Genomic DNA, 24983 nt, shown 5'->3' with positions numbered 1-24983 from the left:
TCCTGCATATTGTCTCATGTCACTATTCAAACGTTCCGTCGTATCCGAAATCATGAGCCATGCCGGCGTGGTGTTCTCCACCTTGCTGGTAGTGTGGCTGAGCGTGCTGCTGGTGCGTCTGCTGGGCGACGCCGCCAACGGCGCGATAGGCGGGGACGTCGTGCTGGGGCTGGCCACCTTTTCAAGCATCACCGCCTTGCCGGTGATTCTTTCCGTCTCCCTGTTCATCGCGGTGCTTACCACGGTGACCCGCAATTTCCGTGAATCCGAGATGGTCGTCTGGTTTGCCAGCGGCCTTTCGCTGAAGGACTGGATCCGGCCGGTGCTGCGTTGCGCCGTGCCCATTGCGCTGCTGATCGCTTTTCTGACGCTGTTCGCTTCGCCCTGGGCCTATCGCCAGATCGAAGAGTACCGCCAGCGCTACGAACAGCGCTCCGACCTGTCCAAGGTGACGGTGGGGCAGTTCATCGAAACCCAGGACGGCGCGCGCGTCTTTTTTGCCGAAGAGCCCGTCACGCCGGGAGATGAGCTGGGACGCGTGGTGGCACGGGTCATCGACCCCGAGTGGCTCAGCGTGGTGGCGGCCGAGAGCGCCCGCATCGAGACCCAGGAGAACGGCGACCGCTTTCTGGTATTGAGCGAGGGGCATCGCTACGACCTCAAACGCGACACCTCGGAATTTCGCCTGTTCGATTTCGACAAATACGGCTTTCGCCTCGAAAGCCGGGCCGATGCCACTTCGCCCGCGGCAATGCGCGAGCTGGCCGAACGGCAGATCAAGGCCAGGCCCACCGAGCAGCTCTTTCGCGACGGCAACGATACGGCGCGCTCGCAAATCATGTGGCGGCTGGCCCTGCCGCTGGCGGCCCTGAACCTGGCCCTGCTCGCCATCCCGCTCGGGTCGGTCAATCCACGGCTGGGACGGTCCGGAGACCTCCTGATGGCCGGCCTCATCGGCCTGCTGTATATGAACCTGATCAATCTTTCGCGCGGATGGATAGGCAGCGGACAACTCGACTTCAGGCTCGGAGTCTGGCTGGTTCATGGGGTGTTTGCCGCCTTGATGGCCTATATGTTGTGGCGCAAGCTGCGTATCAAGGCGCCGCGCGAGGCGCGCCCCGCCGGCTGACCGGGTCCGCGCGGTACCACGGCATGCCGCCGCGCTTCGTGTTCTCGCCCCTCCGCGCATATGCTTATATAAAAAAATAATTTGGAATTGCTTCTATATTACTTATAATGGGTTGGTTCCAACCGGCCCTCCCATTATGAACCTGCAACAATTCCGTTTCGTGCGCGAGACCATACGCCGCAATTTCAATCTGACCGAAGCGGCGCGGGCGCTGTTCACCTCCCAGCCCGGTGTTTCCAAGTCCATCATCGAATTCGAGGACGAGCTGGGCGTCAAGATATTCGAGCGTCACGGCAAGCGCATCAAGGGGTTGACCAAGCCGGGCGCCGTGGTGGCCCAGGTCATAGACCGCATCATGCGCGAAGTGGACAACCTGAAGAAGGTCAGCGACGAATTCGCTCATCGCGACGAAGGGGGCGTGGTCATCGGCTGCACGCACGCCCAGGCGCGCTACATCCTGCCGCGCGTGATCCCCGCGTTTCGCGAGCGCTTTCCCAAAGTGCGTGTGTCGCTGGCCGAGGGCAACCCGCCCACGCTCGCCCAGATGGTGCTGCACGAGCAGGCCGACATCGCCATTGCGACCGAGTCGCTGTCCCGCACCCCAGGGCTGGCGACCCTGCCGGTGTATTCGTGGGAGCATGTGATCGTCATGCGGCCGGATCATCCGCTGGCCGAGCTCACCTCCAGCGAAGCCAGGGCGCTGTCGCTCGAGCAATTGGCGCAATACCCCATCATCACCTATGACCGGCAGTTCTCGGGCCGCTGCACCATCGACGATGTATTCGCTTCGAACGGCATCACGCCCGACATCGTGCTCGAGGCCATCGACGCCGACATCATCAAAACCTACGTGGACGTCGGGCTGGGCGTGGGCATCATCGCCGGCATGGCTTTCGACCCGCGCCGCGACAAGGGCATGGTGGGCATTCCGGCCGGTCATTTGTTCGGCACCCATACCACCCGTGTGGCCATCAAGTCGGGCGTCTTCCTGCGCGACTATGTTTATGTGCTGCTCGAGATGCTGTCACCCGAATTGAACCGCGACGTCGTGCAAGAGGCGGTCGACTCCGAGCCGCTGCGCCAGGTCGTCAACGGCTGATTCTTTCTTTTCCATTGCGTTCTTTTTGCCGCCGGGCCGCCCCAAGGCAAAAAAGCGCCCCCTCGGGGGGCAGCAAGCAGGCGCGAGCCTGCGCGGCGTGGGGGTATTTTTGCCGCCGGGCCGCCCCAAGGCTCGGCGCCCCCGGCAAAAAACGCCCCTTCATTCCTCCGTCACGACATCCCCTGGGTAAACCCTGATTCAAAATAAGAATGATTCTTATTGACTTAGAAGATAGGAATGATTATCGTTACGAAACATCGACGCAAAGGAGATCTTTCATGACAGAACTCGTCAGGGCAGTAGTGGTGGGTGCGGACAGGCTGGGCAATATCCCCGAATTGCTCAAGGTGCACAACATCGCCATCAGGCATCACATCAGCGGACGCGATCCGGCCCACCAGAAGAAGACCTTGCAGCTTCCCTCGGGCACGGATCTATTGATTCTTCTAACCGATTTCCTGGGCCACAATGTGATGAAGACCTTCCGTGCCGCGGCTCAGCGGTCGGGCGTAAAGGTTCTGGTGTGTAGGCGATCGGTGTGCTGCATGAAGCGCGCGCTGACGCAAAGCGGCTATTGCGAGGCGTGTCCGGCCGAAGCCCAAAGCCGGCCGGTCGGAAAAAAGGCTTTGAGGTTCGCGGCCTGATAATTTGCGGGAACGGTTTCGATGCGCGGCTCAATGGACGAGCCGCCCGAAGCTGTTTCGATTCGCGGCCCGAAAGGCCGCCCCGACCGCTTCGGCCCTACTTTCTGGCCGTGTTCGCCGCCACCAGGCGGCGAGCGCCGTTGTAGCGCTTTTTCCAGTAGGCGATATTCATGTCTTCGATGCGCACCACCGAGCCGGTGCGGGGCGCATGCACGAATTTGTGGTTGCCCAGGTAGATGCCGACATGAGAGAAGCGGGCGCCACGGGTATTGAAGAACACCAGGTCGCCGCGTTTGAGCTCGGAGCGTTTTACCGAGATGCCTTGCCGGGCCATTTCGGACGATTGCCGCGGCAGCTTCAGGCCCAGCGATTTTTCCGCCGCATAGCTGACCAGTCCGCTGCAGTCGAAGCCCGTGTTGGGCGATTCCCCGCCAAACTTATATTTGACCCCCAGGACTTCGAGGGCGGTGCTGACCAGCGACGGGGTCCGGGGTTCTGAATAAGCGCCGCTGGATCGGACGCGGTTGAAGTCGCTGCTTGCCAGGTAAGCACCCAGCGGGTCGGACTTGGTTTTGGACAGATAGCTGTCGCGTATGATGAGGTGTGAGCTGTTTTCGGCCTGTTGCTGGGTATTCGGATTGGTAGCGCATCCTGCCAGTGCCAGGGTCGATGCCGCCAGCAGGATCTTTCCTGCGTGCCATAGACTTCGAGGGGTAAGCGTCGGAATCGATGGGGTGTAATGTGGCGGCATGAGCTATAGGGCTATTCGACAAAAAAATACGTACACGTGGCGCGGCCATGAACCGGCCTTGCCTGCTGTGGCAAGCAGTGGGCAAAGAACGGGGATCGCGCAGAAATCAGGCGCCTGAAAAAAACTGCCCCGAGTTTAACCAATCTCATTTAGAGGGTAAAGCGTCGTTACAAAATAGATGGGGCGCGTTACCCCTGGAACTTGCTTTTTCCGTAGAAAGCGCTTTTTTTGCTCCGAAGGGAAGCCGCCGCTGAAAAGCTGCCGCCGCATCGAGTATGGCATCATGTCGGGCGCGAACATCGCATGCCTTTCACACGACATCAGGAGACTCTATGAATACCAAGAAGACATTGGCCCGCGCAGACGTCCAGGCCGTTCTCGACGCCGCCGAACGCCACGCGAAGGACAATTCCTGGGCGGTCACCATTGCGGTCGTCGACGACGGGGGACATGCGCTGGGACTGGTCCGCCTGGACGGCGCGGCGCCCATGTCGGCGGACATCGCCTTGGCCAAGGCGCGCACGGCGGCGGTCAGCCGGCGTGAAACCAAGGCGTTCGAAGACATGATCAATCAGGGACGCTATGCCTTCCTGTCGGCGCCCGGCATCGAAGGGTTGATGGAGGGCGGGGTGCCTATCGTGGTCGACGGCCAGGTGGTGGGAGCGGTGGGCGTATCGGGCGTCAAGTCGCCGGAAGACGCCGCCATCGCCCGGGCGGGGGCCGGCGCCGCTGCGTCATGAGCGCATCGGCTCCGAACGAGCCGGCGGCTGAATCGGGCCCGCCCGACGACCATGGCGGCGGATTGTTCCGCAGCGCCCTGAAGCCGGGCGTGCGCCGGCGCGAAGTCTGGGCATGGGCCATGTACGACTTCGCCAATTCGGGCTATACGACGGTCGTCATCACGACCGTCTTCAGCACTTACTTCGTCGGTGTCGTGGCGGCCGGCAGGCCTTGGGGCACACTGGCCTTCACCATGGCCTTGTCCCTTTCGTATCTGGCCATCATGCTCAGCATGCCCGCGCTGGGCGCGCGCGCCGATGCGCGCGCGGGCAAGCGCCGGCTGCTGTTCAGCAGCACCGTGGGCTGCGTGGCCGCCACGGCGCTGCTTGCGCTGGTCGGGCCCAGCGACATCGCGCTGGCGCTGGTGCTGCTGGCGCTGTCCAACTATTGCTACTGCGTGGGCGAGTCCGTCGTGGCCGCCTTCCTGCCTGAAATCGCGCGCCCCGATGCCCTGGGGCGTGTGTCGGGGTGGGGATGGGGTTTCGGTTATTTCGGCGGCATGCTGACCCTGGGCTTGTCCCTCGGCTTGGTGGGCTGGGCCTCGAACCGGGGGGCGGAGGCGCATCAGTATGTGCCCTACGTCATGCTGCTGACCGCCTTCATGTTCTCGCTATCGGCCATACCGTCTTTCCTGTTTCTGCGCGAACGCAGCGCGCCGAGCAATCGACCGGCCCAGGGATGGCTCAAGAGGCTGGCGGGCGCCTGGCGCGAAACCGGCGAACACTTCACCGACTTCCGGCTGCTGCTCGTGTGCGGCGCCTTCTACCATGCAGGCATTTCCGTAGTGGTGACGCTGGCCGCCGTCTATGCCAACCAGGCGATGGGATTCACCATGGCGCAGACCATGGTATTGGTCTTTACGGTCAATATCGCCGCCGCCGCCGGAGCGTTGACGTTCGGCCACTTCCAGGACAGGGTGGGACATAAGCGCGCACTGACGATCACCCTGTGGGGCTGGATTGCCATGGTGCTGGTCGCGTATTCGGCCGTACAGGTGTGGGTGTTCTGGATCGCCGCCACGCTGGCGGGCCTGTGCATGGGCACCAGCCAAAGCGCGGGCAGGGCCATGGTGGGCGGACTGGCTCCCAGCCGGCGTCTGGCCGAATTCTATTCCCTGTGGACCTTCGCCACGCAATTGGCGGCCGTGGTGGGGCCGCTGTGCTATGGGCTGGTCACCTGGGTGACCGACGGCAATCACCGGCTGGCGCTGCTGATCACCGGGCTGTTCTTCGTCGGCGGCCTGGTGGTGCTGGCGCGCCTGGATTTTGCGCGCGGCGCCCGGGTGCGCGATACTGTATCGATGTAAGCGTCCAGTCAGAGTAGGCGGTTATTAAATATATGGGGACAACAACCATTACAGGAGTCAATCATGTCTAGTGCGATCGAATCAGTCCTGGTCGAGAAACGCGTGTTTCCGCCTCCCGAGGCGCTTGTCGAGCAGGCCAATATATCGGGCATGGACGCATACCGGGCCTTGTGCGACGAGGCCGATAAATCTCCCGACGCATTCTGGGGCCGGCTGGCGCGCGAAAATCTGCTCTGGAGCAAGCCCTTCTCGCAGGTGCTGGACAGTTCGGACGCGCCTTTCCACAAATGGTTTGCGGACGGCGAGCTGAACGTATCCGCCAATTGCCTGGACAAGCACCTGGATACGCCGACGGCCGACAAGACCGCCATCATCTTCGAGTCCGACGACGGCAAGGTGACCAAGGTGACGTACCGCGAGCTGCACGCGCGCGTATGCGAGTTCGCCAACGGCATCAAGTCGCTGGGTTACAAGGCCGGCGAGCGGGCCATCATCTATCTGCCCATGTCGATCGAGGCCGTGGTGGCCATGCAGGCCTGCGCCCGCCTGGGCATCATCCACTCCGTGGTGTTTGGCGGTTTTTCGGCCAAGAGCCTGAACGAGCGCATCGTCGACGTGGGCGCCACGCTGATCATTACGGCCGACGAGCAGATGCGGGGCGGCCGAAGCATACCGCTCAAGCCGGCCGTGGACGAGGCCCTCGGCATGGGCGGCTGCGATGCCGTCCGCCAGGTCGTCGTCTATCGCCGCACGGGCGGCGCCATTGACTGGTCCGAAGGCCGCGATCTGTGGATGCACGATGTCTGCGCCGATCAGCCTTCCACGTGCGAGCCGACTCCCGTCAACGCCGAGCATCCCCTCTTCATTCTCTATACCTCGGGCTCCACGGGAAAGCCCAAGGGCGTCCAGCACGCCTCGGGCGGCTATCTGCTGTGGGCGCTGCTGACGACGAAATGGACCTTCGACGCCAAGGACAGCGACGTCTATTGGTGCACGGCGGACGTGGGCTGGGTCACGGGCCACACCTATATCACCTACGGCCCGCTGGCCGCGGGCCTGACGCAGATCGTGTTCGAGGGTGTGCCCACCTATCCGGATGCGGGCCGATTCTGGCAGATGATCCAGCGCCACAAAGTCACGGTGTTCTACACGGCGCCCACGGCGATCCGTTCGCTTACCAAGGCGGCCGAGAGCAATGCCGACGTCCATCCGCGCCGCTACGACCTGAGCAGCCTGCGCATCATCGGGTCGGTGGGCGAGCCCATCAATCCCGAGGCCTGGATGTGGTACTACACCAATGTGGGCGGCGAACGCTGCCCGGTGCTCGACACCTGGTGGCAGACCGAGACCGGCGCCCATATGATCACGCCGCTGCCGGGCGTCACGCCGCTCAAGCCGGGTTCGTGCACGCTGCCGCTGCCCGGCATCGCGGCCGCCATCGTCGATGAGGCGGGCAATGACGTCGCGCCGGGCACGGGCGGCTTCCTGGCGGTGAAGCGTCCCTGGCCGGGCATGATACGCGCGGTGTGGGGCGACCCCGAGCGCTTCAAAAGCAGCTATTTCCCGCCCGAGCTCAAGGGCTATTATCTGGCGGGCGACGGCGCGCAGCGCGATACCGACGGCTACTTCTGGATCATGGGCCGCGTCGACGATGTGTTGAACGTGTCCGGACACCGCCTGGGCACCATGGAGGTCGAGTCGGCGCTGGTGTCCCACCCCATGGTGGCCGAAGCCGCGGTGGTGGGCCGCCCCGACAGCACCACCGGCGAGGCCGTGGTGGCTTTCGTCGTGCTCAATCGCGACCTGCCGCAAGGCGACGAGGCGGCCGCCATTGCCAAGCAGCTGCGCGACTGGGTGGCGCAAGAGATCGGTCCCATCGCCAAGCCAAGGGACATCCGCTTCGGCGAGAACCTTCCCAAGACGCGCTCGGGCAAGATCATGCGCCGCCTGCTGCGCGTGGTCGCCAAGGGCGAAGAAGTGACTCAGGACGTCTCCACGCTCGAGAATCCCGCGATTCTGAGCCAGTTGTCGCAATCGGTGTAGGCAAGGGCCGCGCTCCAGGCCGGACGGCGTTGCCCCCGGCCTGGAGTTCGATCTTATCGGCTCGTTGGGGCCGACGCGCCGCCCGGCGCGGAAAACCAGGTCTTCAGCCCGACAGGGCCTGTCTTGCGTCCGGGCGGTGAGACAGGACGTTCAGCAGTTTTCCGGTGGGGTCGGTCAGGTAGAAGCGCCGCACTCCCCAGGGCTCGTCGGTAAGCTCGTAGACGATGTCGAGGCCCTGGCTCTTGGCGCGCCGATATACTTCGTCGACGTCGTCGACCTCGATGGAAAGGTCCGGCACGGGCGTGCCGGAACCGCCTTCGGTGGCGATGCCCACCTGCGTCAAGGCATGTTCGCCCGACGCCAGGGTGACGAGCCAGCCATGGTCCATGACGGGATGCAGGTCGAACAGCGTTTCGTAGAACCGCCGCACTTCTGCCATCGACGATGTGCCGATGTTGGATACGATTCGCCGTACCGCCATGGCCACCCCCTTCGAGACGAAGCTTTACATCCCGTTGTAGACCGGGCCCTCGCCCCCTTGAGGGGCCACCCACACGATGTTCTGGGTGGGGTCCTTGATGTCGCAGGTCTTGCAGTGCACGCAGTTCTGCGCATTGATCTGCAGGCGGTCTTCGCCGCCGTCGTCCTTGACGAATTCATAGACGCCGGCGGGGCAGTATCGCGCCTCGGGGCCCGCGTATTTGGCCAGGTTCACGGCCACCGGCACGGACGGATCCTTGAGCGTCAGGTGGACGGGCTCGTTTTCGTCGTGGTTGGTATTGGAAATGAACACCGAGCTGAGCCGATCGAAGGTGAGCTTGCCATCGGGCTTGGGGTACTCGATGCGCGTACATTCGGAAGCCGGCTGCAGACAGGCGTGGTCGGGCTTGCTGTGGCGGATCGTCCAGGGCATCTTGCCCTTGAACAGCCATTGCTCGATGCCGGTCATCAGCGTGCCGACCGTGCGGCCCTTCTTGAACCACTGCTTGAAATTGCGCGACTTGTTCAGTTCGGCATGCAGCCAGGACTTCTCGAAAGCCTGCGGGAAGGCGGTGAGTTCGTCGTGGCTGCGCTCGGCCGTCAGGGCCTCGAAGGCCGCCTCGGCCGCCAGCGAGCCGCTCTTGATCGCCGCATGGCTGCCCTTGATGCGCGAGGCATTCAGAAAACCCGCCTCGCAACCCACCATTGCGCCGCCCGGGAAAACGAGCTTGGGCAGCGACAGCAGGCCGCCGGCGGTCAGCGAGCGCGCGCCGTAGGCGATGCGCTTGCCGCCCTCGAAGGTGGGGCGGATGGCCGGGTGGGTCTTGTAGCGCTGGAATTCCTCGAAGGGCGACAGCCAGGGATTGGCGTAGTCCAGGCCGACCACCAGGCCCACCACCACGAGGTTGTCGGCAAGGTGGTACAGGAAAGAGCCGCCGTAGGTGTCGGCGTCGAGCGGCCAGCCGGAAGTGTGCAGCACCAGGCCGGGTTGCGATTGCGCCGGGTCGACTTCCCACATTTCTTTGATGCCGATGGCGTAGCTTTGCGGATCGCGGCCTTCGTCGAGCTTGTAGCGCGAGATCAGCTCGCGGCCCAGCTGGCCGCGCGAGCCTTCGGCAAAGAGGGTGTAGCGGGCATGCAGTTCCATGCCGGGCTGGTAATTGGCCGTATGCGAGCCGTCGCGGGCCACGCCCATGTCGCCCGTGGCCACGCCCTTGACCGCGCCGCTGTCGGTGTACAGGACTTCGGCGGCGGCGAAGCCGGGAAATATCTCGACGCCCAGCGCTTCGGCCTGTTCGCCCAGCCACCGGGTGACATCGCCCAGGCGCACCACATAATTGCCGTGGTTCTGGAAGCATTCGGGCAGCAGCCAGTTGGGGGTCTGGCGCGCGCCCTTGTCGGTGAGGAAAAGGAATTTGTCCTCGGTGACGGGCACGTTCAGCGGCGCGCCTTTTTCCTTCCAGTCGGGAATGAGCTCGGTGAGGGCCTTGGGGTCCATGACCGCGCCCGACAGGATGTGTGCGCCGACCTCGGCCCCTTTTTCGAGCACACAGACGCTGATTTCGCTTTGCCGCTGGGCGGCGAGCTGCTTGAGGCGGATGGCGCTTGCCAGCCCCGCTGGTCCGGCTCCGACGATGACGACGTCGTATTCCATTGATTCGCGCTCGGCCATGAGTATGGATCTCCCGTATCGATGTATTGTCTTGCGGCGGCAACGCCCGGCGCGCCTCGTGCCGCGGTTTTTTATGCATTGTATAGAAATGGTCAAGGACGATTGTATTGCAGACCGGGCGGGCGTTGGGCGGCCGCAGCGGCCGGGAAACCGCATGCTTGCCGTTATACTTAACGTTCTTTGTTTCTTGCCGCCCTATAGATATACCGCCATGTTGCAAGACGCCGCCTCCGCCGCGCCCCAGATCGGCCATGTATTCGAATGTGTGATCCCGGTCCGCTGGGGCGACCAGGACCTGCTCAATCATGTCAACAACACGGTATATTTTCGCTACTGCGAAGAGGCGCGCGCCCAGCTGTACGCCAAGGCCGGGCATCCGGTGCCGGGCGAGCGCGAGGTCGTGCTGGCCCATGCCGCATGCGATTTTCTCAAGCCGCTTACTTATCCGGCGACCGTGGTGGTCAGGCTCGAGTTCACGAGGCTGGGGCGCTCGAGCATGGATTACGACTTCATCGTCGAGCGCCAGGACGAGCCCGGTGTAATGTATGCGCGGGGCAAGAACGTGACCGTCAATACCGATGCCGCGACCGGCAAATCGTGCGCATGGTCCGAGCAGGAGCTCGCCGCGTATGGACGCTGTTTCGTTGCGCCGGCGTGAGAGTGCGCAGCGTGGGGGCTTTTTTTGCCGCCGGGCCGCCCCAAGGCAAAAAACGCCCCCTCGGGGGGCAGCAAGCAGGCGTTAGCCTGCGCAGCGTGGGGGCTTTTTTTTAACCGCCCAAGCACATGCTAGTGTGCATGTACCGGGCGAAATTTTTGGGATGGAGTGATGGATAAAGTCTATGCAAACGCCGCAGAAGCGTTGAAAGGCGTTGTTGCCAGCGGGCAGACCATTGCCGTGGGGGGCTTTGGCTTATGTGGAATCCCCGAGGTGCTGATCGAGGCGCTGCGCGATTCCGGCGTTCAGGACCTCACCTGCATCAGCAACAACGCCGGCGTCGACGGCCTGGGGCTGGGGCAGCTTCTTGCAACGCGGCAGATCAAGAAAATGATCTCGTCCTACGTGGGCGAGAACAAAGAGTTCGAGCGCCAGTATCTGGCCGGCGAACTCGAGCTCGAATTCACGCCCCAGGGCACGCTGGCCGAGAAGCTGCGCGCAGGCGGCGCGGGCATTCCCGCGTTCTTCACGCGCACGGGCGTGGGCACCATGGTGGCCGACGGCAAAGAGGTGCGCGAGTTCGATGGCGAGCAGTACGTGCTCGAGCGGTCTCTGGTTCCCGATGTGTCGCTGGTCAAGGCCTATATGGCCGACCGCAGCGGCAATCTGATCTTTCGCAAGACGGCCCGGAACTTCAACCCCAACGTCGCCATGGCGGGCAAGATCACCGTGGTCGAAGTCGAGAAGCTGGTCGACGTCGGCCAGCTCGAGCCCGATTCGATCCATCTGCCCGGCATCTTCGTGCACCGCATCGTGCTGGCCGAGAACCCCGTGAAGCACATCGAACACCGCACAGTGCGCAACGCCTAAGGAGACAACGCAAATGGCTTGGAATCGAGACGAAATGGCGGCGCGCGCGGCGCGCGAGCTGCAGGACGGTTTTTACGTGAACCTGGGCATCGGCATGCCCACCCTGGTGGCCAACCACGTGCCGCCGGGCGTCGAAGTATGGCTGCAGTCCGAAAACGGGCTGCTGGGCATCGGTCCCTTTCCCACCGAAGAGGAAATCGACGCCGACCTCATCAATGCGGGCAAGCAGACGGTCACCACGCTGCCGGGGTCGTCCTTTTTCTCGTCGGCGGATTCGTTCGCGATGATACGCGGCGGGAAGATCAATCTGGCCATCCTTGGGGCGATGCAGGTGTCCGAGAAAGGCGACCTGGCCAACTGGATGATCCCCGGCAAGATGATCAAGGGCATGGGCGGCGCCATGGATCTGGTCGCCGGCGTGGGCCGAGTCGTCATCCTGATGGACCACGTGGCGCGCAAGAAGGACGGCACCGAAGACATCAAGCTGCTGCCGGAATGCACGCTGCCCTTGACGGGCGTGGGCGTGGTCGACCTGATCATCACCGACCTGGGCGTGATGGAGGTCGGCGACGACGGGCTGAAGCTGATCGAGCTTGCGCCCGGCGTCACGATCGAGGAAATCCAGGCCAAGACCAAGGCCAAGCTGGACGTGTCGGCGGTTCGCTAGCCGGTGTTTCCGCGCCCCTGCGGCGCGGAATCCTTTCTTCTCCACAGCGCCCGTTGCCCGTATCGGGCGCTGTTTTCGTTTGCATCGAGGTCTGTTTCATCATGGCTCCCACCGTCCACGCCGATCGCATCGAAGCCCTGCGCGCCGCCATGGCGCGGCACAATATCGACGCCTGCGTCGTGCTTTCATCCGATCCGCATCTGTCGGAATACCTTCCCGACCATTGGCAGGCACGCGCGTGGCTGAGCGGCTTCGAGGGGTCGGCCGGCACGCTGGTGGTCAGCGCCGCTTTTGCGGGCCTGTGGACCGACTCCCGCTACTGGGAGCAGGCGGCGGGCGACCTGGCCGGCAGCGGCATCGAGACCATGAGGGCGGGCGCCGACGATGTGCCCGGCATCGTGGCCTGGCTGGGCGCTCATCTGGCTGAAGGGGCCCGCGTGGCCGTGCACGGCCTGACGCTCAGCGTGCAGACATACCAGGAATGGCGCGGCGCCCTCGAAGCCAGGCACATTCAATGGGTGACCGACCTCGACCTGCCCGGCGGCATCTGGCCCGACCGGCCCGCCTTGCCGGCCTCGCCTCTGTACGAACACCGCCCGCCCTTTGCCTGCCGCAGCCGCGCCGACAACCTGGCCGCCGTGCGCGAAGCCATGGCGCGCGAAGAGGTGTCCTGGCATTGGATCTCCTCTCTGGACGACATCGCGTGGCTGCTCAATCTGCGCGGCAGCGACGTCTCGTACAACCCGGTATTTCTGGCTCATGCGCTGGTGGGCAAAGACGAAGTCCAGCTGTTCGTCGACGAGTCGCGCGTCGATGACGCATTGCGCCGGGCGCTGGAACATGACGGCGTCCGCCTGCTGCCCTACGAGGATGCCGGCCGGGCGCTGGCCGAGGTGCCGACACAAGACGCGGTGCTGATCGATCCGGCGCGCACCACGGTGGGCATCACCGCGCACGCCGCGGCCGGGCTCGTCCATGCCTTGAACCCGTCCCAACTGCTCAAATCGCGTAAAACGGATGCCGAGATCGCCCACGTGCGACGGGCGATGGAGCAGGACGGCGCAGCCTTGTGCGAATTCTTTGCATGGTTCGAGGCCGCCCAGGGCAATGAGCGCATCACTGAACTGACCATCGACGAGAAGATCACCCAGGCGCGCGCGCGCCGCGAGCATTTCGTGTCTCCCAGCTTCTCGACGATTGCCGCCTACCAGGCCAATGGCGCCATGCCGCACTATCACGCCACGCCGCAATCGCACGCGGTGATCGAGGGCGACGGGCTGTTGCTCATCGACTCGGGCGGCCAGTATCTGGGCGGCACGACCGACATCACCCGGGTGGTGCCGGTGGGCAGCGTCGATGCCGAGCAAAAGCGCGACTACACCCTGGTGCTCAAAGGCATGATCGCGCTGTCGCAGGCGGTGTTTCCCGTGGGCGTCGCCGCGCCGGTGCTCGATGCCATTGCGCGTCAGCCCATCTGGCAGGCCCTGGCCGACTTCGGCCATGGCACGGGCCACGGAGTGGGGTACTTCCTGAACGTGCACGAAGGACCCCAGTCGATTTCCTATCGCACGCCGCCCAGGCCCTCGATGGGCATGCAAGAGGGCATGATCACTTCCAACGAGCCGGGGCTGTACCGGCCCGGGAAGTGGGGCATACGCATCGAGAATCTGGTGGCCAACCGGCCGGCGGGCACCTCGGAGTTCGGCCGCTTCCTGCAGTTCGAAACCCTGACCCTGTGTCCGATCGACACGCGCTGTGTCCTGCCCGGGCTGCTGACCAAGGGCGAGCGCGACTGGCTCGATGCCTATCACGGGCATGTGCGCGAACGGCTCGCGCCGCTGGTCGAGGGGGCGGCCCTTGCCTGGCTCATGGCCCGCACCGAGCCGCTAGGGCCTGTTGACGCTTGATTGCCGTTTTTGGCGAAACAGGCTCCGGGCCTGCGCCGGCTCTCGGCTATAATTCCAATTTCCCGCTCATGCCCGGCCGCCCCGGGCGCCAATTACGATGACTAAATATGTATTTGTCACGGGTGGGGTAGTGTCCTCCCTAGGAAAGGGCATTGCTGCTGCTTCTCTTGCCGCGATTCTCGAGTCTCGCGGCCTACGCGTCACCATGTTGAAGCTCGATCCGTACATCAACGTCGATCCGGGCACCATGAGTCCCTTTCAGCATGGCGAAGTCTTCGTCACCGAAGACGGCGCTGAAACCGACCTCGATCTGGGCCATTACGAACGCTTCATCTCGGCCCGGATGCGCAAGTTCAACAACTTCACCACCGGCCAGATCTACGAATCCGTCCTGCGCAAAGAGCGCCGCGGCGACTATCTGGGCAAGACCGTCCAGGTCATCCCGCACATTACCAACGAAATCCAGGAATTCATCGCGCGCGGCGCCAATGCCGCCTGGAACGGCGACACCGACGTGGCCATCGTCGAGATCGGCGGCACGGTGGGCGACATCGAGTCCCTGCCTTTCCTCGAGGCGGCGCGCCAGATGAGCCTGCGCCTGGGACGCAACAACGCGGCCTTCGTGCACCTGACCCTGGTGCCCTTCATCGCTTCGGCGGGCGAGCTCAAGACCAAGCCCACCCAGCATTCGGTGCAAAAGCTGCGCGAGATCGGCATCTATCCCAATGCGCTGCTGTGCCGCGCCGACCGTCCCGTGCCGGACGACGAGCGGGCCAAGATCTCCTTGTTCTCGAACGTGCCGCTGGACGCCGTCATTTCGGTCTGGGACGCCGACTCCATCTATCAGATCCCGTCCATGCTGCACAAGCAGGGCCTGGACAATCTGGTGTGCGATGCGCTGGCCCTGTCGCCGCCGCCGGCCGATCTTACCGTCTGGGACCGCCTGGTCGATGCCATCGAGCATCCCCGCCATCAGGTGCGAATCGGCATGGTCGGCAAGTACGTCGATCTCACCGAGTCGTACAAGTCGCTCACCGAGGCGCTGGTGCATGCAGGCATCCATACGCATTCGCACGTCTGCATCGAATACATCGATTCCGAAAGCATCGAGTCCGAAGGCACCGAATGCCTCGCCCACCTCGACGCCATTCTAGTGCCGGGCGGCTTCGGCAAGCGGGGCACCGAAGGCAAGATCGCCGCGATCCGCTACGCCCGCGAAAACGGCGTGCCCTATCTGGGCATCTGCCTGGGCATGCAACTGGCGGTAATCGAGTTCGCGCGCAACGTGGCCGGACTGCAGGACGCCAACAGCACCGAGTTCAATCCGTCCACGCCCCATCCCGTGGTGGCGCTCATCACCGAATGGCAAGACCGCGAGGGCCAGATCGAGCGGCGCGACGCCGCGTCCGACCTGGGCGGCACCATGCGCAAGGGCGCGCAGCGCTGTCCGGTCAAGGCCGACACCCGGGCGCAAACCATTTATGGCAACGAGGTCTACGAACGGCATCGCCACCGCTACGAGGTCAACAACGCCTACGTGCCGCGCCTCGAAGAGGCGGGCATGGTGATCAGCGCGCGCACCCCCACCGAGCAATTGCCCGAGATCATGGAGCTGCCGCAGCATCCGTGGTTCATGGGCGTGCAGTTCCACCCCGAGTTCACCTCCACGCCGCGCGACGGCCATCCGCTTTTCAGCAGTTTCATCAATGCCGCGCTTCAGCGCCAGGCGCAGGCGGCCCCAAAGGAAAAGGTCGCCCCATGAAGCTCGGCCCGTATCAGGTGGGGCTGGATCAACCCTTCTTTCTGATCGCCGGCCCCTGCGTCATCGAGTCGCGGCAGCTGGCTTTCGATACGGCCGGCCGGCTGCAGGAGATCACGCGCGAGCTGGGCATTCCCTTCATCTACAAAAGCTCCTTCGACAAGGCCAACCGCAGTTCGGGCGAGTCGTTTCGCGGCCCGGGCATGCAAGAGGGCTTGCAGATCCTGGCCGACGTGCGCGAGCATTTCGGCGTGCCCGTCCTGACCGACGTGCACACCACCGAGCAGGTGGCCGAGGTGGCCGCCGTGGTCGACGTCCTGCAGACGCCGGCCTTCCTGTGCCGCCAGACCGATTTCATCCGCGCATGCGCGGCCTCGCTCAAGCCGGTCAACATCAAGAAGGGCCAGTTCCTGGCCCCGCACGACATGGTGCAGGTGGTCAACAAGGCGCGTGCGGCGGCCATCGAGGCCGGCGGCGACGGCGGCAACATCATGGTGTGCGAGCGCGGCGCCTCCTTCGGCTACAACAACCTGGTTTCCGACATGCGCTCGCTGGCCATCATGCGCGAAACGAACTGCCCCGTGGTGTTCGACGCCACGCATTCGGTACAGCTTCCCGGAGGGCAGGGCGCCAGTTCGGGCGGACAAAGCGAGTTTGTTCCCGTCCTGGCGCGCGCCGCGGTGGCCGTAGGCATTTCAGGCCTGTTCATGGAAACGCATCCCGAACCGGCCAAGGCCTTGTCCGACGGACCCAATGCCGTGCCGCTGGACCGCATGGCGGCGCTGCTCGAGTCCCTCGTGGCCATCGACCGCATCGTCAAGCAGGGTGGTGTGCTCGCGCAAGGGCTATGAATTTATGCAAGGGCCTGCAACAGGCTGGTCAAGCCCGGGCCATTGCACAGTACAATCGAATTTTTGCGGCTGCCCGGCGCGCAGCGCCGCGGTGAACGTCGAGTCCCAATCCATCAGGCAGGATAATCAATACTATGAGTGCAATCGTAGACATCATCGGACGCGAAATCCTTGACTCACGCGGCAACCCCACGGTCGAGTGCGACGTCTTGCTCGAGTCGGGCGCCATGGGGCGCGCGGCGGTGCCTTCAGGCGCATCCACGGGCTCCCGCGAGGCGATCGAGCTGCGCGACGGCGACAAGGCGCGCTATCTGGGCAAAGGCGTATTGCGCGCGGTCGAGAACGTCAATACCGAGATTTCCGAAGCGCTGATGGGGCTGGACGCCCAAGAGCAGACCTTCGTCGATCGCACTCTGATCGACCTCGACGGCACCGAGAACAAAGAGCGCCTGGGCGCCAACGCCATGCTGGCCGCCAGCATGGCGGTGGCCCGCGCTGCGGCCGACGATTCCGGCCTGTCGCTGTACCGTTATTTCGGCGGCAGCGGCCCCATGCAGATGCCCGTGCCCATGATGAACGTCATCAATGGCGGCGCGCATGCCAACAATACGCTGGATATGCAGGAGTTCATGATCCTGCCCGTCGGCGCCGCCAGCTTCCGCGAGTCGCTGCGCATGGGCGCCGAAGTCTTCCATGCCCTCAAGAAGCTCATTCACGACCAGGGCATGTCCACCGCCGTAGGCGACGAAGGCGGTTTCGCGCCCAATGTCGCCAACCACGAGGCGGCCATCCAGCTGATCCTGCAGGCCATTGCCGAGGCCGGCTACGAGGCGGGCTCGCAGATCGCGCTGGGCCTCGATTGCGCCAGTTCGGAGTTCTATCGCGATGGACGCTATCACCTGGCCGGCGAAGGCGGCGTGGCGCTGACCTCGCAGGACTTCTCCAATCTGCTAGCCACCTGGTGCGACAAATATCCCATCATCACCATCGAAGACGGCATGGCCGAGAACGACTGGGAAGGCTGGAAGATCCTGTCCGACCAACTGGGCAGGAAGGCGCAGCTGGTGGGCGACGACCTTTTCGTCACCAACACGCGCATCCTCAAGCAGGGCATCGAGCAGGGCATCGCCAACTCCATCCTGATCAAGATCAACCAGATCGGCACCCTGACCGAAACCTTCGCGGCCATCGAAATGGCAAAGCGTGCAGGCTACACGGCGGTCATCTCGCATCGCTCCGGCGAGACCGAAGACTCCACCATCGCCGATATCGCCGTGGCCACCAATGCCATGCAGATCAAGACCGGTTCGCTGTCGCGCTCCGACCGCATGGCCAAGTACAACCAGCTGCTGCGCATCGAAGAAGAACTGGCCGACGTCGCCACCTATCCCGGCCGCGACGCTTTCTATAACCTGCGTTAAAAGCCGGGTCCGCTGCCGACCATGCGACTGCTACTGATAGTTCTGGTCCTGCTGACGGCGTTCATCCAATACCCTCTGTGGCTCGGAAAGGGGGGCTGGATGCGTGTCCACGAGCTGGAACTGCAGATCGCGGCGCAGAACGAAACCAACGAAGCCCTGGTGGCCCGCAACAATGCCCTGGCCGCCGAAGTGCAAGACCTGAAGTCCGGCACCCAGGCGGTCGAAGAGCGCGCGCGGGGCGAGATGGGCATGGTCAAGCAGGGCGAGGTCTTCGTCCAGCTGCTGGCGCCCAACGAAAAACAGCCCGTGGTGTCCAAGCCCCGGGCGCCCGCGCGCCAGGGCAGCCGCTAAACCACTTCCGCCCCAGGCTCGCCGGTTTCCTTCGGGATGCCGGTGCGCAATACGCCGGCCCCTTCCCTTTATCCTTCAAGACAGCACACCACGGTTCCGCAGGCGATGTCGTCCGCAGTGGGCGGACCGGGGCCTTCGGGGGCCGTTGGCGGGTTTTCGGGCGGCTTTGTCGTTGGCGGCGGAGCGCCCGGAAGGCCGGCCGGCGGTGGAGACGGCGCCGGGGGCGGCTCGACCGGCGGTGCGGGACCGGCCAGGGGATGGAACGCGTGGCCGCACCATATGCCGTGGCAGGCCGGGCGTTGTCCGTCGGGCGGGGTAGCCGTAAACACGGCGTCGGGACCCACAACCTTGTAGTTCGAATATCTCCAGGACACAGGGTGGGACTGCATGGTCAAACGCAGAGTCTGGCGCAGCGGCAGATAGCCGCCGGCCAGCGCCTGCCGTGTGTAGCCGGAGGAGCCCGCCGACAGCAGGCGCAGCAGCGCCCCGATGCCGGGGACCAGGGGTTCGTGCATATAGGTCAGTCGCAACGCCAGATCGTTGGCTTCGAAGATGGTGGCGCCGGACAGCGGGCCGCGCCCGCCGGCCCGGCCTTGCTTCTCGTAGCGTTGGTGCTGTTCGGCCTGGTAGTCGTTGTCGATGGCGGCCAAGCCGGCCGCCCCCGGAAGCGTCAGGCCGGAAGAGGCAAAATCATGGAACATCGCCGCATCGGGCGCGATGACTCTGATCCGCCAGGGCGGCGCGCCCGTGGCGGCTTGCCGCCGGTCGAACGCCTGATGCAGGCGTTGTTCTGCGCTTTGGGCGGACGTGGGTGGAAACAGCGGCAGCAGCGCGCGCTCGAAGGCCGCTTCGATGGATGCGGGGCGGGCGTGGTCGACGATGCCCGCGCGCCCGGCTTCGAGCAGGGCCAGGCTGATGGCTTGCTTGATGAAGAACCATCGGCTAAGTTCGACGGCGCCCAGCCCGACCAGCAGGATGGGTATGCCGGCCAGAATGAATTCGACCGAGCTCGAGCCGCGCTGGCGGCCGGACATTGAAGGGCGCGAACGAATGGGCATTCGTGGAGTGTGCTCGGCTCACGGCCTTGCGTCGATTGTGGAAAATGCCCTGGACGAATTTGTTCAGTGGATGGATCCCGCGCCGGAGGGGGGCGTGTCCTGAGGGCTGGTGAACAGCCGTGCGCAATCGATGGGATCGAATCGATAGGGCTTGCCGCAAAAATTGCACGACACATCGATCTGGTCGCGCTGCGAGAGTATGTCCTCGACCTCTTCCTGGCCCAGCATGCGCAGCATGTTGGCCACACGCTCGCGGGTGCAGGGACAGTGCCAGCTCACGTTCTGGGGCTCGAAGGCTATCAGCGTTTCTTCCCAGAACAGCCGGTGTATCAGGGTATCGGTATCAAGGCCCAGCAATTCGCCTGATTCGATCGTCGACGCCAGGGCGACGGCTCTTTCCCAGGTGTCGTGCGCCGGCCCGGGCGCCTCGGTCCCGCCCTGATCGGGCATGCGCTGCAGCAGCAGGCCGGCGGTCTGGCCGGCGTCCGCGGCCAGCCAGAGCCGCGTGTCCAGTTGTTCGGAGTTGCGCATGTAATGCTCGAGCACCTGGGCGACGCTATCGCCTTCGAGCGGCACGATGCCCTGGTAGGGCTGCATGGCGGCATTCTTGCGCTGCGGATCGAGTACGACGATGAAGCGGCCCTGGCCCTGGCTGTTGAGCAGGCTTTGGAAATTGCCGTCGCGGGGCACGGAAAGCCCTTCGCGCAGGCTGGCCGTGGCGCGTATGGTCAGGTCGGAAGTGCATTCGACGACGATGAGCGCGACCGGCCCGTCGCCCTGCAGCTGCAGCACCAGCGAGCCGTCGAACTTGATATTGGCGGCCAGCAGCACGGCCGCCGCGGTAAGCTCGCCCAGCAGCCTTTGCACGCACGGCGGATAGCTTTGATGGGCCAGGCCGGTGCGCCATGCTTCATCGAGCTTGACGGCCTGCACGCGCACGCTGTGGTCCTGGAACAGGTATTTTTTGAGTAGATCGGTCATAGCGCGATTTTAGCCCAGGGACGCCGGGCGGCGCTCTAAATGCGCTTCAGGCTTTGGCGGTATTCACGCGCGCGCAACACGTAGCTTTCGGTGTTTTCGTGCATGAACCGGATCTCGTTTTCGGACAACTGGCGCACGATCTTGCCGACGCCCACCACCAGCGAGTTGTCGGGAATCTGCCGGCCCTCGGGGATGATGGCGCCGGCGCCGATGAGACAGTTGCGGCCGATGTGGGCGTTGTTGAGCACGATGGCCTGGATGCCGATGAGCGAGCCGTCTTCGACGGTGCAGCCGTGCAGCATGGCCTGATGGCCGACCGTGACGTTGGCGCCGATGGTGAGGGGAACGCCGGTGTCCACGTGCAGGACGCTGCTTTCCTGGATGTTGCTGTTGCGGCCTATCTTGATGACGGCGTTGTCGCCGCGGACGCTGGCGTTGGACCAGATGCTGACGCCGGCCTCGAGCACGACATGCCCGATGATGTCGGCGCTGTCGAAAATGAAAGTATCTTTATCTATGATGGGGGCGAGCCCGTCGAACTCGTATATGGCCATGGAAATCCCGTGTCGTGTTGAGTTTGCTCAAGGGGATTGTATAGCGGCCGCGGCGGAACCCATGTACCAGAAGTTGCCATGGCGATCGACCTTGGCCTGCGCGCCGCTGAGCCACCAGTCGCCGATGAAGCGGGCCTGCGTGCCGTCGGGATCGTTCCAGTAGTTCTGGAACATGGCCGGGTCGGGATGTCCGTTGACGTCGTATCGGTTCACGGCCAGCTCGCCGACGACGTCCGCGGGGCAAGGCAGGCCCTGGGCATCGAGCACAGTGACCAGGTGGCCGGGATAAGGGCGGCCTATGCTGCCCGGCACAGCCGGCCATTTATGCTGGCTGTTGCCGATGAAAAGCGGGACTTCGGCCGCGCCCAGCACGATGTTGGGCGCAAGGCCCAGATTGCGCTCGCACCACTGGTACATGGCTTCGTTGCGGTCGCTTGCGCCGTCGATGGCCACGGCGCGCAGGGCCAGTTGCGCATCGCGTGCGACGAGGTCTGTTTCGGCGGCCATCTGCTCGATCTGGACGGCGGAAAAATACGCGTGGCTGACGCCGTAGCGATCGAGGATCTCGATGGCGCGCGCGCCCGAAAAGCGTCCCAGCGCCGCCACGACCGAGCGGCCGAAGTACAGGGCGGGCAGCAAGGACGCCAGCAGGCCCGCCGCCGACATCCAGTCGGCCGGGCTCCAGAAAGGCCCGGCCATGTGGGGGAACCAGTTTTGCGACGCTACAAAGCCCGGCAGGCTGCCGATGAGCGCGCCATGCGGGACGAGTATGCCCTTGAGCGGCTTGCGGCCCGGGTTCTCGTATACCAGCAGCGCAGGGCGGGAGGCATTGACCGCGGCCGGCTTGAAAGAGGCCGGCTGGCGGGCCAGCAAGGTGCGCCAGGGAATGATGTTGTCGTGCTGGAAGCCCAGGCCGACAATCTGTGAAAGCTCCGGGTAGTTCATATGGGCCTGCAGCAGGTCGGGCCCCGACAGCGTGTCGACCAGCGCGACGCGCGCCTGGGCATGCCGCAGGCAGGCTTCGATGCCGCCCGCCTCGAGCGAGCCGGGAAGGGGCACCGCCACGGCGCCTACGCTGAATATGGCCATGTAGCTGGCAACGGCTTCGGGCCGCTGCCCCATGGCGATGCCTACCCGGTCGCCCGGCTGCACGCCCATGCGCAGCAGGCCGTTGGCCAACTGATTGCAGGTTTCCGACAGACGCGTATAGGACCAGCTGTCTACGTGGCCGAGCTCGTCTTCTGTGTAGATGGCGGTGCGCCGCCCTTCATGGGAGTTTTCGGCCCAGCGATGCAGGCACGCTTGGGCGATATTGAACTGAGAAGGGACTAGCCACTGATAAGAAGAGTACAGCTCCGCGTATTGATCGTTCATTTCTGTGGAGAATCAGCTTGGCAGGTGAGGGCGTGGGCTTCCGATACCCCGCAAGCATGAACGACAAGCGGGTTCTGTGCAATCCCCCACGTTTCAGAAAGTGTCAGTCCTAGGGTTTATACCGCCTTTGTCGACTTTGCCGCGTCGATGTGGATCAGCCGCGTGCCCAGCAGGCGATCGTGGAGGAACTGGCCTTGAGGGTCGAGCCAGGTCCAGAGGAAGACAGTGAAAGGGGCGAACACGATCAGCATGTCCGTCGAGCGATAGCCGGTGAGATGGGATGCGCCCTGGACCAGCAGCGCGGCAAGAAGGGGAATGGGCCACAGCAGTATGTAGCGCAGGATCAGGCGGCTCAGGACGGGTGTGCGGCCGTCCCGGTCGACGAGGCGGATGTTCCAGGTCTTCATGGGCAAGGTCTGGCCGCTGTAGCGCCAGCACATGACGAAATAGACGCCTATGGCCACAAAGAGCGCGACTTGGCGCAGGGTGCGCAGGGTCAGTCCGCTGCGGCTCTGGGTCAGGGTGTCGAAGAGGTAACCGGCCAGGAAAACCACGGCAAACAGCAGGACGCCTTCATACATCATGCTGGCAAAGCGGCGCCAGCGGCTGGGCACGGTCGCCGTATGGCCCGAGCCGAAGGTGATCGAATATTGCATTGCAAAAGAGTCGCTAATAAAGAAGAGGCCGCAAAATACGGACGAATTTTTCTATTATCCCGCATAATGCCGCCTGCTTCTGAAAAAGCACCCAGATGCGCGGCGTATCTCCAGACGGCAAAAAAGCCGCTTGCGCGGCTTTTTTTTAGTGGCCGGAGCGTGTCCGGCATAGCCGCCAAGGCGGCCGAATGCGATGGACCGCTTAGGCGGCCGATTCGACATTGCGCGGCGCGACCTTGACGCCGGCGGCTTGCTTCGAAGAACCGTTCAGCTTGACGAACAGATTCTTGAGGGCCTTGCCGGGCTTGAAGCGCGCCTGCTCCTCGATCGCCTCTTGCATCAGTTGGCGTTCGAGTTCATCGGTCAGACGGATTTCGCTGTTCAGGTGGATCATGATTGGCCTCTCTACATGAAATGAACGTTTCGTTCAGGGTTAACCCTATTATAGGGTTAACCCCTATGAAAAGCAAGCCAATATGCTGCGCTGCGACAGGGGTGTTGCTTTTTAGTCCACGCCGCTGTCGCGGGAGGGGCGGCGATAGCCGGCCTGGACCATTTCAAAACTGAAGAGGCGGCAATCCAGGGGGCCGTTGTGCAGCGGCCGGCGACGCAGAGGCTTGAGCCGCATGCGCTGGGGCAGGTCCAGGTCGCTGGAAATGACATGGATCTGCCAGCCGCTGTAGTGCCTCTTGAGGTTTTGCGACCATTCGCGCCACAGTTCCGGCTCATCGCCGGGCAGGCGCTCTCCGTAGGGAGGATTGGTGACGATCCAGCCGCGTTCCGCGGGTGGCGGCGTCGTGCGTGCGTCGCCCACCTCGAACCGTATGGTGTCGGGAGTAAGCCAGGCCCGCTCGACGTTCTGCCGCGCCGCCTCGATGACGGCCGGATCGAGGTCCACGCCGACCAGCGGCGCCTCCAGGCGGGTGGCGATGCGGCTGCGGGCGTCGTCCTTCAGGTCGCGCCAGTGGCGCGCATCGTGGTTGCGCAGCCGCTCGAAGCCGAATGGTCGCCAGATGCCCGGCGGCACCCCCAGGGCGATCCAGGCGGCTTCGATGAGTATGGTGCCGCTGCCGCAGAACGGGTCGAGCAGGGCCTGGCCCGGATCCCAGTCGGCCAGTGCCAGCAGGCCCGCGGCGAGGTTCTCGCGTATGGGGGCTTCGCCCTTGTCGAGGCGCCAGCCGCGCTTGAAAAGCGATTCGCCGGTGGTATCGAGATACAGGGTGGCCGTGTCTTCGGTCAGGAAAAGATGGACCCGGGCGTCGGGCCGCACGGTATCGATGTCGGGACGGCTGCCTTCGCGATCGCGCAGGCGGTCGCAGATGCCGTCCTTGGCGCGCAGATTGCAGTACTGCAGGCTTTTCATGGGACTGCGTATGGCCGAGGTGTCCACCCTGAGGGTCTGCTCCGCCCCGAACCAGCGCTCCCACTCGGTGCTGCGGGCCAGTTCCAGGATGTCGTCCTCGTGCTGGACCGGCCCGTGCGATACCTGCACCAATACGCGCGTGGCCAGGCGCGAATAGAGATTGATGCGCTGGATGCCGGTCCAGTCGGTGTTCAGGCGGCAGCCGGCGCGATCCGCGCTGGCGTCTTCGAAACCCAGGGCCTGCAGCTCGAGCGCCAGGGCTTCCTCCAGGCCATGCGGACAGGGAGCGAATACCGGAAATATCTCGGCGGATCGCCGGGAGCGCCCTTGCTGCGGGCGTTCGGCACGGCGGCGCGTGGCTATGCGTGGGGGTTCCGTGCCGCCGGCATGGACCTCGGGCGCCTTCTTTGGCGCCGGCCGGACGGTCTCCGCGGGCGCGGCGTCCTGCTGGCGCTCGCGCTGAAGCAGGGCGACCTGGCGCGCCCGGGCGCCGGAGCGCTTGCGCTTGTCGTCTGCCGGCCCGGACGGCGCCGAGGGTTTTTTCTTCAGGGTCAGCGTCTTGCCGGGTTTGTTGGAGTCGGTCATGGAAATAGGCGGCGGCGCCAAGCGCAG

24 protein-coding genes are annotated in these 24983 nt (G+C 64.2%); 14 read left to right on the top strand and 10 right to left on the bottom strand.

Annotated elements, in window-relative coordinates:
• Window positions 1–16 precede the first annotated feature (16 nt).
• The 3 genes from lptF (at window position 17) to CSC67_RS10955 (ending at window position 2872) form a co-directional block, all read left to right on the top strand.
• Window positions 17–1129, top strand: a complete 1113-nt coding sequence (gene lptF / locus CSC67_RS10965; protein ID WP_118994560.1) for an LPS export ABC transporter permease LptF — start codon at window positions 17–19, stop codon at window positions 1127–1129.
• Window positions 1130–1265: 136 nt separating this feature from the next.
• Complete coding sequence (locus CSC67_RS10960; protein WP_118994559.1) at window positions 1266–2228, top strand: CysB family HTH-type transcriptional regulator; 963 nt, start codon at window positions 1266–1268, stop codon at window positions 2226–2228.
• Between the two features lie 278 nt (window positions 2229–2506).
• A complete protein-coding gene (locus tag CSC67_RS10955) occupies window positions 2507–2872 on the top strand; it encodes a DUF2325 domain-containing protein (RefSeq protein ID WP_118994558.1) in 366 nt (121 codons plus the stop codon).
• A 97-nt stretch (window positions 2873–2969) separates the two neighbouring features.
• On the opposite strand, the gene CSC67_RS10950 is transcribed toward CSC67_RS10955, so the two are convergent.
• Window positions 2970–3623, bottom strand: coding sequence for a C40 family peptidase (locus CSC67_RS10950; protein ID WP_209304312.1), 654 nt, complete (start codon window positions 3621–3623; stop codon window positions 2970–2972).
• Between the two features lie 332 nt (window positions 3624–3955).
• Here CSC67_RS10950 and CSC67_RS10945 point away from each other — a divergent pair, with 332 nt between their 5' ends.
• The 3 genes from CSC67_RS10945 (at window position 3956) to acs (ending at window position 7752) form a co-directional block, all read left to right on the top strand.
• Window positions 3956–4363 (top strand): GlcG/HbpS family heme-binding protein, encoded by a 408-nt coding sequence (locus CSC67_RS10945; RefSeq protein ID WP_118994557.1) that lies wholly within the window; start codon window positions 3956–3958, stop codon window positions 4361–4363.
• Complete coding sequence (locus CSC67_RS10940; protein WP_167752853.1) at window positions 4360–5709, top strand: MFS transporter; 1350 nt, start codon at window positions 4360–4362, stop codon at window positions 5707–5709. The genes CSC67_RS10945 and CSC67_RS10940 overlap by 4 nt, the downstream gene beginning before the upstream one ends.
• Window positions 5710–5772: 63 nt before the next feature.
• Window positions 5773–7752, top strand: a complete 1980-nt coding sequence (gene acs / locus CSC67_RS10935; protein ID WP_118994556.1) for an acetate--CoA ligase — start codon at window positions 5773–5775, stop codon at window positions 7750–7752.
• A gap of 103 nt (window positions 7753–7855) precedes the next feature.
• Here the strand turns inward: acs and CSC67_RS10930 are convergent, their stop codons facing one another.
• Window positions 7856–8233, bottom strand: coding sequence for a VOC family protein (locus CSC67_RS10930; RefSeq protein ID WP_118994555.1), 378 nt, complete (start codon window positions 8231–8233; stop codon window positions 7856–7858).
• Window positions 8234–8257: 24 nt separating this feature from the next.
• A complete protein-coding gene (locus CSC67_RS10925) occupies window positions 8258–9904 on the bottom strand; it encodes an electron transfer flavoprotein-ubiquinone oxidoreductase (RefSeq protein ID WP_167752852.1) in 1647 nt (548 codons plus the stop codon).
• A 211-nt stretch (window positions 9905–10115) separates the two neighbouring features.
• On the opposite strand from CSC67_RS10925, the gene CSC67_RS10920 reads away from it, so the two are divergent.
• From CSC67_RS10920 to ftsB, 8 genes are all read left to right on the top strand, one after another.
• Window positions 10116–10562, top strand: a complete 447-nt coding sequence (locus CSC67_RS10920) for an acyl-CoA thioesterase (RefSeq protein ID WP_118994554.1) — start codon at window positions 10116–10118, stop codon at window positions 10560–10562.
• A 168-nt stretch (window positions 10563–10730) separates the two neighbouring features.
• Window positions 10731–11429 carry a CoA transferase subunit A gene (locus tag CSC67_RS10915; RefSeq protein WP_118994553.1) on the top strand — a complete coding sequence of 233 codons (699 nt, stop codon included), beginning with the start codon at window positions 10731–10733 and terminating at the stop codon, window positions 11427–11429.
• Window positions 11430–11442: 13 nt separating this feature from the next.
• Entirely contained in the window at window positions 11443–12096 is a 654-nt protein-coding gene (locus CSC67_RS10910) for a 3-oxoacid CoA-transferase subunit B (protein ID WP_118994552.1), read from the top strand.
• Window positions 12097–12197: 101 nt separating this feature from the next.
• Window positions 12198–14003 (top strand): aminopeptidase P family protein, encoded by a 1806-nt coding sequence (locus CSC67_RS10905; RefSeq protein ID WP_118994733.1) that lies wholly within the window; start codon window positions 12198–12200, stop codon window positions 14001–14003.
• Window positions 14004–14100: 97 nt separating this feature from the next.
• Window positions 14101–15765: a CTP synthase gene (locus CSC67_RS10900; RefSeq protein WP_118994551.1), complete on the top strand. Its 1665-nt coding sequence runs from the start codon at window positions 14101–14103 to the stop codon at window positions 15763–15765.
• The gene (kdsA, locus tag CSC67_RS10895; protein ID WP_118994550.1) at window positions 15762–16613 is read left to right on the top strand and encodes a 3-deoxy-8-phosphooctulonate synthase; all 852 of its coding nucleotides are present in this window, start codon (window positions 15762–15764) and stop codon (window positions 16611–16613) included. Before CSC67_RS10900 ends, kdsA begins: the two co-directional genes overlap by 4 nt.
• A gap of 134 nt (window positions 16614–16747) precedes the next feature.
• The gene (gene eno / locus CSC67_RS10890; protein ID WP_118994549.1) at window positions 16748–18034 is read left to right on the top strand and encodes a phosphopyruvate hydratase; all 1287 of its coding nucleotides are present in this window, start codon (window positions 16748–16750) and stop codon (window positions 18032–18034) included.
• Between the two features lie 21 nt (window positions 18035–18055).
• Entirely contained in the window at window positions 18056–18385 is a 330-nt protein-coding gene (ftsB, locus tag CSC67_RS10885; protein WP_118994548.1) for a cell division protein FtsB, read from the top strand.
• Between the two features lie 68 nt (window positions 18386–18453).
• Here ftsB and CSC67_RS10880 read toward each other — a convergent pair whose 3' ends face one another.
• From CSC67_RS10880 to CSC67_RS10850, 7 genes are all read right to left on the bottom strand, one after another.
• Window positions 18454–19419 carry a TadE/TadG family type IV pilus assembly protein gene (locus CSC67_RS10880; RefSeq protein WP_167752851.1) on the bottom strand — a complete coding sequence of 322 codons (966 nt, stop codon included), beginning with the start codon at window positions 19417–19419 and terminating at the stop codon, window positions 18454–18456.
• Window positions 19420–19506: 87 nt separating this feature from the next.
• Entirely contained in the window at window positions 19507–20424 is a 918-nt protein-coding gene (gene hslO / locus CSC67_RS10875; RefSeq protein ID WP_118994546.1) for an Hsp33 family molecular chaperone HslO, read from the bottom strand.
• 35 nt (window positions 20425–20459) lie between these two features.
• Window positions 20460–20978 (bottom strand): gamma carbonic anhydrase family protein, encoded by a 519-nt coding sequence (locus CSC67_RS10870; protein ID WP_118994545.1) that lies wholly within the window; start codon window positions 20976–20978, stop codon window positions 20460–20462.
• A gap of 27 nt (window positions 20979–21005) precedes the next feature.
• Entirely contained in the window at window positions 21006–22352 is a 1347-nt protein-coding gene (locus tag CSC67_RS10865) for an AMP-binding protein (RefSeq protein WP_118994544.1), read from the bottom strand.
• Window positions 22353–22468: 116 nt separating this feature from the next.
• Complete coding sequence (locus CSC67_RS10860) at window positions 22469–23008, bottom strand: RDD family protein (protein WP_118994543.1); 540 nt, start codon at window positions 23006–23008, stop codon at window positions 22469–22471.
• 202 nt (window positions 23009–23210) lie between these two features.
• Entirely contained in the window at window positions 23211–23402 is a 192-nt protein-coding gene (locus tag CSC67_RS10855) for a hypothetical protein (protein ID WP_118994542.1), read from the bottom strand.
• A gap of 111 nt (window positions 23403–23513) precedes the next feature.
• A complete protein-coding gene (locus CSC67_RS10850) occupies window positions 23514–24962 on the bottom strand; it encodes a THUMP domain-containing class I SAM-dependent RNA methyltransferase (protein WP_425337647.1) in 1449 nt (482 codons plus the stop codon).
• Window positions 24963–24983: the final 21 nt, after the last annotated feature.

The organism is Pusillimonas caeni, from assembly GCF_003545815.1.
GTDB lineage: Bacteria > Pseudomonadota > Gammaproteobacteria > Burkholderiales > Burkholderiaceae_B > Pusillimonas > Pusillimonas caeni.
Note: the sequence above shows the minus strand (reverse complement) of the source record. Positions and strands in the feature narration are given on the sequence as shown.